General features: G+C 35.3%; 14 protein-coding genes. All 14 read right to left on the reverse strand.

The window, feature by feature from the left end; all coding sequences use genetic code 11:
• Positions 1-188 precede the first annotated feature (188 nt).
• The gene (cas2e, locus tag R8749_RS07985; protein WP_317695744.1) at positions 189-1,070 is read right to left on the reverse strand and encodes a type I-E CRISPR-associated endoribonuclease Cas2e; all 882 of its coding nucleotides are present in this window, start codon (positions 1,068-1,070) and stop codon (positions 189-191) included.
• Positions 1,070-2,017 (reverse strand): type I-E CRISPR-associated endonuclease Cas1e, encoded by a 948-nt coding sequence (gene cas1e, locus R8749_RS07990; protein WP_317695747.1) that lies wholly within the window; start codon positions 2,015-2,017, stop codon positions 1,070-1,072. Before cas1e ends, cas2e begins: the two co-directional genes overlap by 1 nt.
• 1 nt (position 2,018) lies before the next feature.
• The gene (gene cas6e, locus R8749_RS07995; RefSeq protein WP_317695749.1) at positions 2,019-2,669 is read right to left on the reverse strand and encodes a type I-E CRISPR-associated protein Cas6/Cse3/CasE; all 651 of its coding nucleotides are present in this window, start codon (positions 2,667-2,669) and stop codon (positions 2,019-2,021) included.
• Positions 2,670-2,680: 11 nt separating this feature from the next.
• Complete coding sequence (gene cas5e / locus R8749_RS08000; RefSeq protein ID WP_317695751.1) at positions 2,681-3,397, reverse strand: type I-E CRISPR-associated protein Cas5/CasD; 717 nt, start codon at positions 3,395-3,397, stop codon at positions 2,681-2,683.
• Positions 3,378-4,472: a type I-E CRISPR-associated protein Cas7/Cse4/CasC gene (gene cas7e / locus R8749_RS08005; RefSeq protein WP_317695754.1), complete on the reverse strand. Its 1,095-nt coding sequence runs from the start codon at positions 4,470-4,472 to the stop codon at positions 3,378-3,380. Before cas7e ends, cas5e begins: the two co-directional genes overlap by 20 nt.
• Complete coding sequence (casB, locus tag R8749_RS08010) at positions 4,465-5,112, reverse strand: type I-E CRISPR-associated protein Cse2/CasB (protein WP_317695757.1); 648 nt, start codon at positions 5,110-5,112, stop codon at positions 4,465-4,467. The genes cas7e and casB overlap by 8 nt, the downstream gene beginning before the upstream one ends.
• Positions 5,113-5,120: 8 nt before the next feature.
• Positions 5,121-6,809 (reverse strand): type I-E CRISPR-associated protein Cse1/CasA, encoded by a 1,689-nt coding sequence (locus tag R8749_RS08015; protein WP_317695760.1) that lies wholly within the window; start codon positions 6,807-6,809, stop codon positions 5,121-5,123.
• Positions 6,802-9,558, reverse strand: coding sequence for a CRISPR-associated helicase Cas3' (cas3, locus tag R8749_RS08020; RefSeq protein WP_317695763.1), 2,757 nt, complete (start codon positions 9,556-9,558; stop codon positions 6,802-6,804). The genes R8749_RS08015 and cas3 overlap by 8 nt, the downstream gene beginning before the upstream one ends.
• Before the next feature lie 388 nt (positions 9,559-9,946).
• A complete protein-coding gene (locus R8749_RS08025; protein WP_317695766.1) occupies positions 9,947-11,791 on the reverse strand; it encodes a BglG family transcription antiterminator in 1,845 nt (614 codons plus the stop codon).
• 15 nt (positions 11,792-11,806) lie between these two features.
• Positions 11,807-12,349 (reverse strand): 6-phospho-3-hexuloisomerase, encoded by a 543-nt coding sequence (gene hxlB / locus R8749_RS08030; RefSeq protein ID WP_317695768.1) that lies wholly within the window; start codon positions 12,347-12,349, stop codon positions 11,807-11,809.
• The gene (locus tag R8749_RS08035; protein WP_317695771.1) at positions 12,342-12,938 is read right to left on the reverse strand and encodes a KpsF/GutQ family sugar-phosphate isomerase; all 597 of its coding nucleotides are present in this window, start codon (positions 12,936-12,938) and stop codon (positions 12,342-12,344) included. Before R8749_RS08035 ends, hxlB begins: the two co-directional genes overlap by 8 nt.
• Positions 12,931-13,455, reverse strand: coding sequence for a YjbQ family protein (locus R8749_RS08040; protein WP_317698544.1), 525 nt, complete (start codon positions 13,453-13,455; stop codon positions 12,931-12,933). The genes R8749_RS08035 and R8749_RS08040 overlap by 8 nt, the downstream gene beginning before the upstream one ends.
• Positions 13,452-13,742 (reverse strand): PTS sugar transporter subunit IIB, encoded by a 291-nt coding sequence (locus tag R8749_RS08045; protein ID WP_317695773.1) that lies wholly within the window; start codon positions 13,740-13,742, stop codon positions 13,452-13,454. The genes R8749_RS08040 and R8749_RS08045 overlap by 4 nt, the downstream gene beginning before the upstream one ends.
• A 2-nt stretch (positions 13,743-13,744) precedes the next feature.
• Positions 13,745-15,091 (reverse strand): PTS galactitol transporter subunit IIC, encoded by a 1,347-nt coding sequence (locus R8749_RS08050; protein ID WP_317695774.1) that lies wholly within the window; start codon positions 15,089-15,091, stop codon positions 13,745-13,747.
• Between the last annotated feature and the right edge of the window lie 2 nt (positions 15,092-15,093).

A 15,093-nucleotide genomic window follows, 5' to 3' on the forward strand; every position in this document is an offset into this window, starting at 1 on the left:
CACGGTTGGGGATCACCCCCGCGGATGCGGGGAACACCTTAGTTTTAATGTCTTTAAACTTAGTTATATAGGATCACCCCCGCGGATGCGGGGAACACCTGGATACCCTTCAAAATTTCTTCTTTTTCTAAGGATCACCCCCGCGGATGCGGGGAACACACTAAATAAATCCCACCAAATCAACGTTCCTAAATCTCCAAATCACCATTTTTTATGAGTTTCTCTGCCAGCTTCATAGTTGCATCAGCATCAGATAACGACTCATGAGGTTTTAAATTTTCAATCTCATATTTCTCTAAAACTGTCCCTAACCTATAATCGTCTAAGAATTTATTCTTCTTTTTGACAACGGGCATCAAATCAATTAATTTATTTGACAAATCTGATTCATTTAGATTTCTAAACGCCATCGAGATGAACTTGTCATCAAACGACAGATTATACCCAACGATCGGCGTGTCTTCCACAAATTCTTTTAACTTTAATAATGCCTCAGACAATTCAACGCCTTCATTTTCTAAAATTGAATTCGTAATACCTGTCAATTTCGTAATGTTTTCAGGTATTTTTTTGTCGGATTTAATAAACTCGTAGAATTTCTCTTTAACCCCATCAGCACTCTTTTTAACTGCACCAATGGAAATTATCTGATCTTTACTAACATCTAAACCTGTGGTTTCAACATCAAGCGATATAAAGCTAATTGTATTATCAGATAGGACCCGTTTTTGAGTGAACTTTTTGGCTTTCCTCCATTTGGCAGCATTGCTAAATCCATGCTTTACAGGTCCTTCTACCCTATTTAATCGTTTTACTAACGGAATACCGTCAAAATCTACAACTTCATAGTCAATTCTCGTGGTTCGAATTTGATAACCGAACTCGTTTTGAGCATTGAAAACCATCGTCGCCTGACCATTGCCAACATCTCGCATAATTCGATCCCACAATTGATCTCGAATTCTAGCACTAACATTTCCAACATAAACGCCAGTCTGGATTTCTTGACACCATTTGGTTAAGTCTCCTCTTAAAGAACGAGGAACTTTTGTTAAAGTAATAACGATCATTAAATTTCGTTTTCCTCATATATTGAATACTGAACGCCGAATTTTTGCAGACCGATTTTATCATCCCACAGGCCAAGGATCTCTACATCCTGTTCATCTTCAACTTCTAGTAAAAATTTTAAGTCTTGAACCATTCGGATCATTATCTTTCCATCAACAAACTTGTCTCGCATTGCCAATCTCGTTCGAGAACCGATATCCTTATCTTCTTCAAACTCGGCAGCCATTTTAAAGGCAGTTGGAATTGAAAATTCGGCCTTATACAGATCAGCAAAATCATATACAAATGATAAATCGTGTCCTGTATGCACAAAACCAAGAGCAGGTGACGCACCCGATGCAACAATAACGCTATAACTTAGACCATACAAAGCCTGGTGTGCTGCAGTTAAAGCTTTATTAACCGGCGTCCCTGAATCAAAGTCATCATGATTATATTCACGCTTAGTCCAAGGAACATTCGTCAATCGTGATTGCTCGCGATAAACTTGCCGAATTCTAGCACCCTCTTTCCCGCGCAGTTCCTGCATAGTTAAACCAGTGACATCTTCATTGGGAAATCTCATCTGATACATTTTTCTAGCAACAGATATTCTTGAACGAGTATTTGATACCAAAAGTGCTTGTTTTTCAATCAGTGCAGATGAATGGCTCAGTGGCCGACCGTGCGCATAGTGACGCACTCCTCTTTCACCAACCCATACGACACTCACGCCTGCATCACCGATTAATTCCATTGCACGATGCGTGATATCAACTCCTGGTCCAAGGAAAAGAACGCTAATAATTCCTGCTGGTACAAATACGGTACCTTTACTATCGGCAACAACAATGGCACTATCTTGTCGATTTAATTTAGCATGTTCTAAATATAGAAAAGTAATCCGATCCTTAATTCTTCCCAATTCAGAAAGCTCTGGTTTTTTCGCACCAAATTTTGGCTTCATGTTATTTAACCGGAATTACTGTCATCAAACCCATTCCATAGGCCTTCTCACGACCAACACCATGGATCAAAGTATCTTTAAATTTATCTATATCGGTGATTTCAATAAGCCCTTCATATGATACTCGGCTCAATCTGACGGTTTTATTTCCAGTATGCCTTAAAGTGGCTTGATCTCGACTAACAATATTAAATGAATAATCACCTTCATCATTTTTTAAAATCTGAAAACCTGCTGTTGTAGATTTCTTTATCAGCCATTCTTTTTGTTGTCTAATTGTAATATGAGGATAAACTTTACCTCGTTTTTCACCTGGCGTTATAACTGAATAAGTTGGATTTGCAGTTAAGCGAAATCGTAAATGTTGACCTTTTGTTAATGAATTTAAAAACTGATCATAAGATTTACTAACTTCCGTCCCTTCGACTCCATACCTTGAAAAGCACGAAGGATCAGGCTTGTCGTTGCTCAAAACGATCAAATATGTCTTATCTTTCAAAGTGTCAATCCGCCATAAATTTCTTGGCCTTGATTTCTCTTGAATTGCTTCGGGAAAACTTTGCTCAACCCAGTTATGATATGCTCCCAAGTGGATTAAATCTTTGGTTTTCTGACGATTATTTAAATCGATTTCTACCCTGGATAAATACATCTTATTCCTTCCTACAGCGCATCTAAAGCGTCGTGATCTGTCGATTGATCTTTTTCTTCATACGCGGGGTTGATTAAGTCAATCCCGTTTCTGGCTCTCTCTACTGGACGATAGTTGAAAAATCGATTCTTCTGACTAAACGATCCGACACCATCTTTTACCATAAAATATTTTTCTCCAGTAAGTAACTTTGTATCAGCCAATAACTCAACCTTAACAGTTTGATCATTAGATTTTGATTTTTGATACCACTTGCTCGCTTGCCAAGGAAAATCCTTTAAAACTTGAACTGGATTTATCCCTGAAAACTCTTCAATTTGTAAAACTCCTGCTGGTACGTTTGCGCGTCGTCCTAAAAACAGTTGATAGACAGGATGTCTAAGAGCAAATTTTATTTCATCGATTAACGAATCGTTCTCATTCCCGATCGCTACCACAAATACTGCATCTTGAATGAGACCGCGATAAGTCAGTTTTCGGGTGTCTTTTTTCCACTCAACCGTTTGAAATTCAGTAAAAACTCGACCAGGTTGATCAATTCTGACTGCAAAATCAAGACTATTTAAATCTGTGATTTTTTCGTCATCTCGTTGGTATCCAAATGCTGCAGCAATCATGCCAATAACTGCACTTTTGGAAGGATGAAGACTCGTAGTTCGCTGATTAAATGTTGCTTCATTACCAAATGACTGAAGAGGGCCAGTTAATTTAATCGTTATCGTTTTCATTTTGGACCACTTGCTGAAGTTCTTCTGATACTTTACTGAGTAACTCATTTAAATCTGTTACTTGATCGTCCTTCAAAATACTATCTTTGTCTCTTTCAATCTCTTCCATTGATAGTATCAAAGTTTTAATCGGTGTATCCACCATCTTCAAAGTATTTTGATATTCTTTTTCAAGTTTTTTAATTGAAGGTTTGACATATCCACGATTTGATTTAACTGGTTCTTCAAAAGCTGAAACCAAATTAACTGGCGTATCAGTTCTAAATGAAATCATTACGTAGTTAGGAAGAGTTTTATTAGCGAAAGTATTTTGTTTACCTGTTGGCATTGACAGTACAAATGATTTGATAAATTCAACCGCTCCTTCAACTGCCGTTTCAGCTCCTAAGTTATGAACCAACTCTGGGAAGTTTAAATTTGCGTAACGATATAAGGTTGAGGAGTTGTACTCAATCGAACCTAACATCGTTGCACCAGTTGTATCCTCTTTTTGAAGATCATCTAGAGCTGTAAAATAATCAAATTCTGGTACTACTTCATGAGTCGAAATGGCGTGAGCAACTTGAGATGACCCTTCAACATTTAGTTCTGGATTATCGGCAACCATCCGTCCAAATAAAGCTAAGTCTACTGACTGATTACCATTGAAGATTTCTTTAAGTTCTTTTTTATCTATTTCTTCATGATCAAGCAAGTATTGGGCAATCTTTTCGACTTGTCCTTGACTCACTAAAAGCAATGCAGCCGTATCTTCCTTTTTTTGTTTAATGCCCGTACTTTTGAATACTTCTTTAACTTTATTATCGGCATCACTCTCAGATAGAGAAGAATCCAATGACATGATTTTCTCTTTTAATAATTGAGCCAACTTTACTGTTCTTAATCCAGAACCTAAATTTTTATCATTCAACGCATGTCTCATTGCCCGCTTCCAGCTTTGAGAAGATACACGTGATCTGATAACCCCTCCATATAATGCAGTTTTTGGTGCCCCTGTATCGTCACGGTTAATATTAGATGATGGTACAGCTTGTAATACATTGATGTCCAAGTAAAGATTGTTTTTATTAGTCATTTTTTTCTCCTTTTTCTTCTGCTTTTTTAGCAACATTTCCATAATATTGTTGACCCCAGGATAATCGAACTGAGTTTGCCGATTCATAACTCATTTGAAACCAGTAAAGATCTTGAGCCAATTTTGCATAATCAATTTTAATCTTTAGTTTTTTTGATTTAATAATACCCACCAAATGGTTTAGTGAGTTAACTACACTATTAATATCAGTCGTAGACAACGTTTGGCGAACCCGCCGATCCAAAGCTACTTCTAAATCTTCGTTATGTCTTAATTCACCTAATGCCGTAAAAATCTCAATTCCAGGTTCTGGTTTCTCATCGTCCTTGATCTCAGATTCAGAGTTTGAGTCATCTTTATAGTCAATTGGTCCATAAACGAATTCATCACTGCCCTGCTGATGAATTGCATACATTCTCAAAGCAGAATAAACTGCATTTTCAGCGTATGATGGTTGACCATTTCTTCCTAATAAATCCTCTCGTAACGCTTTCATTATAATAGGCCACGCAGGTTGAGCACGAGGGCTATTAAAACTTGCTGCTCCACGAATGCTAGCCAAAACTCCTCGGTAACTAGCAGTCCCATGTAATATGTGTATAATCGAACCAGTTACATTTTTAATTTCATTTTGTTTCATAATTTCTGTCACCTTTTTATTCCTAACTTGTTCGCTACGCTGCCTAACAAACGATTCCTTGCAATAAAAATATTAAGAGACTTATTGTTGTCCTCTTCAACCCCCGTAATATCACGAGGACTGCTATTTTTCATAAAATCTTTGGCCTCAGAATTAACGATATTCCACAATGTTTTTTTCCATTTATTAATTTTTTCATCTCGATCATCCTGATCTGATAACGAAGCTAACCACTCTTTAAACGGAACGTTTAATCGATCATAAAATTTACTCATTTGCTTTTTGTTAAATTCTTTCGAATCAAGATGCCGAATTTTGGATAAATTATCAGAAAATTTCCAATAGCTTTTGGAAACATCTTGGGTTAAATCGATTGTATCCTCAATTCGTCGAGGCCAAAAATCTGAATTATCATCAAAGATTACATCAAGTCTCATTGTCAAATCATCAGATATTTCTGCAAAAGGCGATTGAGATGTAGCATTCCCATCACTAACTAGTGCAACTGAAACTAAAGATATTGGTAAGGATCGATTGAGAATCCCATCTCCTTTAAGTCGACTCAACCATTTAACAATCCCAGGTCGATGAATTTCATTTGATTTATTCGGATTTACGTAATCTCCAAAATTACGCCACATTGCGATGTCCATATAGTCCTTGTTTTTAACTGCTGGAACATAGATATCAGGCTCTTTTTTAGATTTTTTCTTCCAAATAGACATTGGCTCAATATCAAAAGCATTATCTGAACTATACATTGGGACTCCGGCACTGTAAATTGTCGGAACTCCGTCAGATGACCATTTGATGTGAATTAGGCGAGACCAAGCGGTATACAGAGAAGCACGATTATCTGGCAACAATTCTTTCTTACGCCATTCTACATATTTCTTGATGTCAGAGCATTCCCAAATTGGACGTTCTATATGATACTCATCGTCGTAATCGAAAACCAAGTTCAACATCAATGTCTCGAATAAATTTTTACCTTGTACATAAACTGGATTTAACTTATAGAGCCAACCTGAAGGCGTCGAAAACTTTTCTGAAGTTTCAACTTTTGCCTTATCTGTTACACCGGTATAATTTTGGTATGAGATCAGCCAGCGGACCAATTCCGGCATATCTAATTCATTTTTAAAATCAGATATTTTGGGGGAAAAAAGATCTGGCGTATTATTACTTTCTGAAATTTGACGGTTCATCTGCTTTATCGCAACCGTACCTGTCCCTTTTTCAATTTTGTACTTTTCAAGGACCAGCGAATCATAATCTGCTCTTGATACTTGGTAAAATGGATGTTCACCAAACATGTTAAAACTTTCTTGGTTGTGCTTTAGATAGTCAACTACTATTGTGGAAAATTCACCTCCTTGGAATAAATTTTCCCAAGTATCTAATAAATCCTCTTCATCGTAATCAGTAGATGAATTTAAGACCTGAAAATTATCTGGATCAATCTCAAGCCATTCGTAAGGTTTGTTCTCATTACTAAACCGTGAATAAACCGTGTGTAAAATTGCTAGTAAAAATCTCACTATCGCAAGATCTTGAGACCGCATTTCTCCTGCTAATTGACGATAGTTACTGGCTTTTTCGAAAAAATCGATTAACGATACTTCACAAGTTTTGGAATCACCATCAACCACTTTAATCCAGGGATCAGTGATCAAGTTGAATTGTTGATTATTCATTGCTCTCCTTCTTTGTTAATTTCAGCCCAAACTTGGGCGAATAGTTCAAATTCCATGACTGATTAATTGTAGTATTAAAGTCTTCATCTAATTTGACTGCTAATTCTCCTTTTAACCACTTACTAGAATCCCATCTTGGAAAATATTTCCTAGTCGACGTTTCTAAAGCATCAATAATTTTATCTACATCATAATAAACTGCAGCAGGCAACCGAATAATTTGTTCTGCAATTTCTTTATCCAAACACTTATTAGTATCTCTACCATCAAGTAGAAAAGTCTGACCTTTCTTCTCTTGCAATAAAATTACTTCGATTGTTTCTTTAATATCACGAACTGCTGCTTGTGCTTTCTGATCGTCAACTTTACTGTGTGCGTCACCCAACCAACCATGTAAATTATTTCTTTTAGACGGTCGTTTCACCCGAAATACTTTTGCCTTACGCTCGGAGTCCGTGAGATCAGTTTCAAACTCATCTTTTGCTTCTTCAAGCCCTTCTACTTCAGGATCATTTTCTCGGTCATATACAGCCTGCACCAGATTAGATATGTCATGGGGCAATTTAATCTGATCACCTAGATAATAATCGGTTTTCATCAGCAAATATTTTTCATAAACAGCTTCATTTCCTGCTCCGTAGTTACCCATAGATTCAATACCCATCACATATAATTTAGGATCTTTGAACTTGTCAGGTCGTTTAATCGCATGACGATGCAACCTTCCAGCTCGCTGCAAAAGTAAATCCATCGGAGAAATATCGGTATAAAGAACATCGAAATCTATATCTAGCGATTGTTCAAGGACTTGCGTTCCAATCACAACCATTTTTTTAGGTCTTACTGCATTTTTGCCAATTTTAGATTGCAAATATTTTTCAATTTTGGTTCGTTCAGGGGCTAAAAATGCTGAATGTAGAAGAATCAATTCAACATCTTCTTTATCAACGAGTTCAGCCAGTGCTTGAGCTCTTTTAACAGTATTAACAATCACTCCTGCAACCCCACCTTTAGCAATTTCCGATAAGATAGAATGAACCAATTCTTCATCTTCTAAGTTAATTCGCTCAATTTCAAGCGTTACTGGTTTTTGATCTGAATGTCCTTCGAAATGCGTTACTTGCTTGACCTCAGTTCCATCTAAAACAGTCAACAAAGGATAGGCTTGTGCTTTAGCCCAATCTTCATTTAAGTCCAATGATTTTCTGTATTTTCCGCGGTAGTAGCTTGCAATTAACTCTTGCCGTTTTTCTTTTGGTAACGTTGCTGACAAAATCACCATAGGAACCCGATATGCTCCAAGCCATTCAATTGCCATGTACAAATATTGACTCATATAGGAATCGTAAGCATGCACCTCGTCAATAACGACAACTTTTCCACTAAAACCTAGATGTCTCAAAAACAAATGTTTCTGTTTAAGTGCCATCAGCAAAAGCATATCAATCGTACCGACCGTGAAATTAGCTAACGTCGATTTCTTCCCAGAAAACCAATCATTAACAACTACAGCGCCTGTATCTTCGATATTACTGGCATTTGGTAGATTTTCGTAATCAGAATTGAATTGAGCTTTCCCGTGCAGCAATTTGACTGGGAAGTTTTCGTTTTGATCTTTGGCTAACGTTTCTAACCAGCTAAGCACCCTGTTGAACATCGCGTTGCTTGTGGCTTGGGTGGGCAATCCCCAAAACAAGCCACTACGTTTAGTGGCATAAGCTAATTGCTCTGTAGCTACTAGAGAAATTTCAGTTTTTCCTAATCCCATCGGCGCTTCAATGATTACCATTCCAGGATCATTTGCTTGATCAATAGTTTCTGTGATAACTCTTTGCACTGGTCGTGCATTAAAACCCCAACGTTTTTGGTAAGGATCTTCATCAAGACTCACCTTTTTTGGTTCCCAATTTTCTCCAATATTCCAAGTTTCAATTGCATTCTCAAAACGGGCTTGTAAATCAATATCATCAAAAGTTTCATCAAGAGAAATCAACGGAAACAGCTTCTTACTTCGATCACTTCCTAAGAATTCACTTGAAGCAAACCAGTCGGCTGTAATTAAAAGACCTTCTAAAACCACAGCTCGTGATTGATTAATATCAGGTATATCTTTTACCGACTGGTACCCAGCTTGACTTAATCCGTATTCAAAAATTTCTTTCTGAACGTTTCGCCAAATCTTACATACTTCTGGAACATTATTGTCAGATCTAGGATCTTTATCGTGTTGATAATAATTAGCTCTATAATCATTGATTTGATTATATGGAGGATTTTCTCCAGCATCACCATGATGCCCTCCGATAATTGATCCGATTGATTCAGGCACACCTAGGTCTTCCAATATTGCTTCACCAGCCATTGCATGTGGTGATTTTCTAGGAGATGACAAACTAATCTGATCCAAATCGACAAATTTTGACTGAACTAACTTATCAACCAATTCGTTATCTAGTTCTCTATCGCCGTTGTATGAAGGAATGGTTTGAAATGCAGGAGTTGCTTTACCAATATCATGAATGATACCCAAAAACTTTACTAATTTCCTTAATTCATCTTCATTACCAATACCCTCAATCAACCAACTTTTTGTTCCTTCACTTAACCAATGGTTCAAAAGCCAGCCAATCGTATTTTCAGTATCAATTAAGTGTGCCATTAAAGGCAACCAAAGCCATACTCCATCTTCAGTTCTTTTTTTTGCCCAAAGGCTTTTTGATTTTAAACTTATTTCTTTACCTTTTTCCAAAATCTCTCCTTTTTATAAATCGTTTATCCTTTTACAATCTATAACATATTATAATTAAAAATAAAAAGCAAGTTTTTTATTTTAGATTTTTCATCAATTAAATTCAGTAATACAAAAAAGTTAGCAGTTTTTATTTACTACTAACTTTTTTTAAGTACTAACTGACAATTAAATCTCTGTCAATTACCCCCCGCCTATGCGGGGAAAACCACAATCCAAATCATTTTATAAGGATCACCCTCGCTCATGCAAGGAATAAAAATATAGACTCTCCAATTTATTTTATAAAATCACACTTACAAAAAATTGGATAATGCTCATTAGAAGATTAATTCTTTCCCCTTAAATTTTCAACCCCATTTTTAAAATATTAATTCGAGTATCATTGCTATTCAATTTTTACAATTTCATCCACAAATTCTTGATATGTTTTACATGCTGTTAATTTTGACACTTTATTATCATTTATAATTACTTCAGACAGTTCATCAAAAACTTTGCGGAATTTTTTCTCATCCTTTTGACTTGAAGCCAGTACGATAATTACGTATACCCTTTGATTTCCCCATTTAACTCCCTTTGAATTAATGTAGATAAACCATTGGCTCTTTTTTGCATCGTAATCTATTGTATGTGGTATTGCAACAAGACCAAAGGCAGTACTTGAAAGCTTTTCTCTTTCTAGAATTTTATCCTCAAATTCAGACCCTACAATTTTTTCTTTAAAAAATTGCTCAGAGACGTAGTGAATAACTTCTTGAGCAGATCGACTTCGATTATCTCTGACAAAATTTATTTCAGATGTGAATTTATCAAGCCCTATCTTTAATTCGTTAGACAAGGTCATATCTTTGATCTGTTTAAGTGCCTTTTGAATCTTATTAATATCGTTAGGCAAAAGAAAGCTAGAAATCTGTACAAAATGATGATTCTTAATAATTTGTTTTGAATTTGCGACGATCACTAATTGAGTTTCGTCTAGAATATCAGTTTCGTCAGAAATAGCGTTTAATAAAACCATATCATTACTAAACTTCTTATCCAAAGCATCAATGGTCGTTTTTGAATTACCATGATAATCTAACATAAACAATTGACAAATTACTTTGTTTTCATTTCTAACCTGTTCTGTAACAATATTACCGACATGCAGGGCAATAAAAGCAATTTCTTCTTCGCTAACCAAAATACCCAAGAAATTCTTTATTTCATATGCAATTAATGTTGCACACTCATAAATCGTTGGGGATGAATTTTTGATATTTTTAGCTAATGGATTATGAACAATGTTGTTATTTTTAAATCTGTCAATCAATCTTAATAAGTGAGGCAAAAATCTTTTTTTAAATAATTCTTCATCTAGATCTAAATCATAAGTTTTACGGACAAATAAAACTATTCTTTCGAATAATTTATTTATTTGAGAGCTTTCCGGAAGTTCTACTTTCCGTTCACCAAGTAATAGTTCAAACATTGTCTCTAATTGATTTATATCGTACTCAGACAGAGAATAATCAATATTGTCATTCAATCCAATAATAATAAGTTTGACTAAATTATCATTAACTTTTTCTGTATCAGGATGTCTTTTCGACTTATCTGATCGATCAATCATGATTACAAGATGTAATAAAATATTGCTAAAATTAAAAGAATCTATTTTTACATGAGCTTTAGTAATGCTTTGTCTCAAAACAAAGCTAACAACTTTAACATTAACATCCGGGAAATATTTTTGAATTAAATTTTCATTCAAAAGAGTTCCATTTAATTCATGATAAATAATAGAAGATAAAAATTTCCTTTTATTTTCTTCTTTACCCTCTACACGGTAAAAATCGCCCTCACGTATCAAGTTTAAATTAAAGTTTGAAAATTCTTGCTCCAAACTTTTTAGTTCTTTACGAAGCTCTACCTCATTAATATATAGTTGACCAGACAAATCATAAATATTAACTGCGTTCTTTGATTTCATTAACCTTCTAATGAGCCAAGAACTTCTCTGGCTAGAATTATTTGGCAGATAATCCTTTAACCCATTTATTTCAGTATTGTTCTTTATTTTATAACCTTTGGGACCACTTTTAATATCTATTCCATTCGTACGTAACTGCGCAATTTTACTTTTCACAGTTCGTTCTGATATTCCAAGTGTCATTGCAAGAGTTTTGGCAGTGATCCACGATTCATTATTTTGTCGTAAAAAATCTAGCAAATCTCTGTTGCCACTCATGTTTATACCCCTTTACTACTCTAGATTAGAGTGTGTAGAACGTAACTTCGTATTTGTGACCAAACCCATGTTCAATGCACGAAGCATCAAACTATCAAAAACTAGTAAAGAGGTTTGCTCATATAAACTACCCATAGGTTGGAGTGAACCTTGTTCCTCATCTTTCGTCTGCGCATCAATAACAATTACCGCATCACTTTTTTGACTTAACACTGAATCTTTATTTGCAGTAAAGGTTACAAGTTTTGCACCAACTTTAATCGCACTTTTTGCTTGAGAAATTAAAAACTCTGATTTACCACTGGCTGTGTTAAAAATCAACAAATCTTCAGATCCAATAGCAGGTGCAGTAATTTCAGTTACTACGTGAACATTCAAACCCATCTGAGTTAAACGATTTGCAAAAGCTTTAACCATCAAGCCGCTTCTGCCTTCGCCAGATAAAAAGATTTTGTTGGAATTAAAAATTAATTTTAAAACTTCATTTGCTTTTTCGTCAGTTAAATTGCTACTGACTCCACTAAGTTCAGTACAAATTTGAATATATTCATTAGTCATGTTTAACATCTTCCGCTAACTGCTGTCCGACTTTACCAGACGGATGATTCATTAAGAAGTTTTCCTTAGTAAAGTTTTCCTTTTTCATTATCACCGTTGCTACTACATCAAACAAGGAAATAACAGCTAATGTACTATTTGTCGCGAGCATATTAAACTCATCCAGCTCCCGATCAACCTTAATACAAACTACTAAATCTGCATCTTTGGCTAAAATTGAATCAGTATTCTCTGTTATTGCAATAATTTTTGCTTTCTTATCGATACAGTTATTTACAAAACTTGTTAATTCTTTTGTAGAACCACCCTTTGAGATAAAAATTACAACGTCATCATTTCTAATTTGACCCAATCCTCCATGAACGGCGTCCGATGGATTCAAATAAAATGCTGCAAGACCGATTACGTTCAAGGTATGCACAATTTTTCTTGCTGCCATTGCAGATGTACCACAGCCTGTTACAAAAATATTATGCCTATTATCACCGATCATAGCTAATAGCTGGTCAATCTGATTAGCATCAATGGTCTCACCTAATTTGCTGATTTCTTCGCCTTCTGCTCTAAAAAGCTCAGAATAACTACTCATCTTTATCTCCTAAAATTACAACTTCTACTTCCCTTTTTCGTGTACGAGTTTGATCAAAATCAACAAAGAAAATTTGACCAACAGAACCAAGTAGAAGTTCTTTATGATAGATACCCAGAGACACACTTGACCCTAACAAGTCTGACCTTAAGTGTCCATCTGTATTTAGCATTGACCATTTAAGAGCGGGATAATTTGGATCCGTTTTTTTCATTCCATAGGCAATGTGCTCAGGACCTGGACTTAAATAAGGATAATTCTCTGAAGTTTGACGAGGTACAACCTTTTCTAGAACATTGTTTAAGTCCACCTGTAAAAAGTCGTCTTCATAGTAGTTTTTGTCGTGCATGTATTCATCAAAATATACAGAACAAGTTGTATGTGTAGTTTGAACTAAACAAATACCATTCTTGATATCACTGCTCTTAACAATTTCCTTTACCTTATCAGTAATCATATGATAAGAAGGTCTTCCCTCTACCGTTTCTAGCTCTAATTTCTCTAAATAAAAACTCATGCTTCTAATTCTGCCTTCACTTGTTCCCAAACTTGATCAGTTCCAACGCCTGTCAACAACGCCACTCCATTAATAACTTTATCCTTGATAGAATCAGGGACAATAGTGGTTGAAATAACGATGTCATAATTACCATTTTGAATATTATCTACTTCTTGACCAACAGCAGACTGTATAATCTCTACTTGGTTGTCAAAACCATTTTTCTCAATCCAATCGTTAACTTTAGCATGAACAATAGTTGAAGTAGCATGCCCTGCACCACACATAATTAACATTTTTTTCATAATTATTTACCCTCTTCTAAACCTTTTCCTGAATTATATTTTTTGATTATATTTAAGTAATATAAAAGTCCGATTATTATAACTATCAAAATAACTAAACCAATAATCCCTAATTTCTGAGTCATCCAAGCAAATATTGAATTTGTCCACAAACCCGATAGTTCAAATGAAAATGCACCCTTTGTGTTGATGCTATAGTTAGCCAATTTGAAACTCTTCATAACAAATGGAGATAGCCAAGTAGATAAGTACAGCATTGGAATTGAATATATTATTGCACCAATTAAACTTCTAATAATATTGCCTTTAAAGGCTCCAACTAATAATGTAAATACATAAACGTAAAGAGTTAAATCTCCCAGCGGAAGTACCTTATTGCCTGGTAAAATCGTTGCTAAGAATAGTGATATTGGAATCATCAAAACACTAGTAGCAATTACAGCTGGATGTCCAACAGTTAAGGCGGCATCCATTCCTATATTTACTTTTTTGCCACGTAAATGCTTTTTGGTAAATTCTTGGGTGGCAGATGAAATAGGAGTCAAACTTTCCATAAACATTGAAATCATTTTTGGCATAATTTTCAAAGTTGCACCCATTTCAACACCAAGTTGTAAGACACCGGCAACGTCAAAACCTGCTAATAAACCAATACCAACTCCAACAATGAATCCAATTACGAGTGGGTCACCAAATACTCCAAAACGTTTTTGAATTTTTTCTGGACTCGCATCAAGTTTATTAAAACCTGGAATTCGATCAAATAGCCAGTTTAAAGGCACTGCCAAAACTGTTGCTGATAAAGCCATTGTGTGAGTTACAGCAATACCTGGTAAATTATAAAAATCCTCTGTGATCGGCTGCATTAAATCAGCTAAAAGCAGTTCGAGTAAAAAACCACCACAAAGAGCGATAATTCCATAAACATAGTTGCCAGAAACTGCCCAAACTAATAACCCAATAAACGTTGGCTGCCATAAATTCCAAATATCAACATTAAGAGTTCTGGTCAATCCGATCCATACAAAAACTAAATTAATTAATATCGTGATTGGAATTGCTAGAACACCTAAAGAACTTGAAAAAGCAAGTGGCCCTCCAACGCCACATCCAACATCCATAATACTTAATGATAAGTGATAACGTGAAACCATTAATTTTATTGCTGGTTGTAAGTTTGTTGCCATCATATTGACAACCATATTCATTCCGATAAATCCTGCACTTAGAGTCAAACCAGAAATAAGTGCTTTAGATGGTTTTAATCCCACAATCAAACCCAAAATCATAATAATGATCGGAATTCCAACCGTTGAGCCCAAATTTAGGAACCAATGTATAGCTTGCATAA

Origin of the sequence: Xylocopilactobacillus apis (assembly GCF_033095965.1) — a bacterium.
Taxonomy (GTDB): Bacteria; Bacillota; Bacilli; order Lactobacillales; family Lactobacillaceae; genus Xylocopilactobacillus; species Xylocopilactobacillus apis.

Coding starts and splice junctions, on each gene's coding strand:
- R8749_RS08025 (WP_317695766.1), bottom strand. CDS start 11,791: ATGAGTGGCAACAGAGATTTGCTAGATTTTTTACGACAAAATAATGAA.
- R8749_RS08050 (WP_317695774.1), bottom strand. CDS start 15,091: ATGCAAGCTATACATTGGTTCCTAAATTTGGGCTCAACGGTTGGAATT.
- cas6e (WP_317695749.1), bottom strand. CDS start 2,669: ATGTATTTATCCAGGGTAGAAATCGATTTAAATAATCGTCAGAAAACC.
- cas2e (WP_317695744.1), bottom strand. CDS start 1,070: ATGATCGTTATTACTTTAACAAAAGTTCCTCGTTCTTTAAGAGGAGAC.
- cas1e (WP_317695747.1), bottom strand. CDS start 2,017: ATGAAGCCAAAATTTGGTGCGAAAAAACCAGAGCTTTCTGAATTGGGA.
- R8749_RS08040 (WP_317698544.1), bottom strand. CDS start 13,455: ATGAGTTTTTATTTAGAGAAATTAGAGCTAGAAACGGTAGAGGGAAGA.
- R8749_RS08035 (WP_317695771.1), bottom strand. CDS start 12,938: ATGAGTAGTTATTCTGAGCTTTTTAGAGCAGAAGGCGAAGAAATCAGC.
- R8749_RS08045 (WP_317695773.1), bottom strand. CDS start 13,742: ATGAAAAAAATGTTAATTATGTGTGGTGCAGGGCATGCTACTTCAACT.
- R8749_RS08015 (WP_317695760.1), bottom strand. CDS start 6,809: ATGAATAATCAACAATTCAACTTGATCACTGATCCCTGGATTAAAGTG.
- hxlB (WP_317695768.1), bottom strand. CDS start 12,349: ATGACTAATGAATATATTCAAATTTGTACTGAACTTAGTGGAGTCAGT.
- cas7e (WP_317695754.1), bottom strand. CDS start 4,472: ATGACTAATAAAAACAATCTTTACTTGGACATCAATGTATTACAAGCT.
- cas5e (WP_317695751.1), bottom strand. CDS start 3,397: ATGAAAACGATAACGATTAAATTAACTGGCCCTCTTCAGTCATTTGGT.
- casB (WP_317695757.1), bottom strand. CDS start 5,112: ATGAAACAAAATGAAATTAAAAATGTAACTGGTTCGATTATACACATA.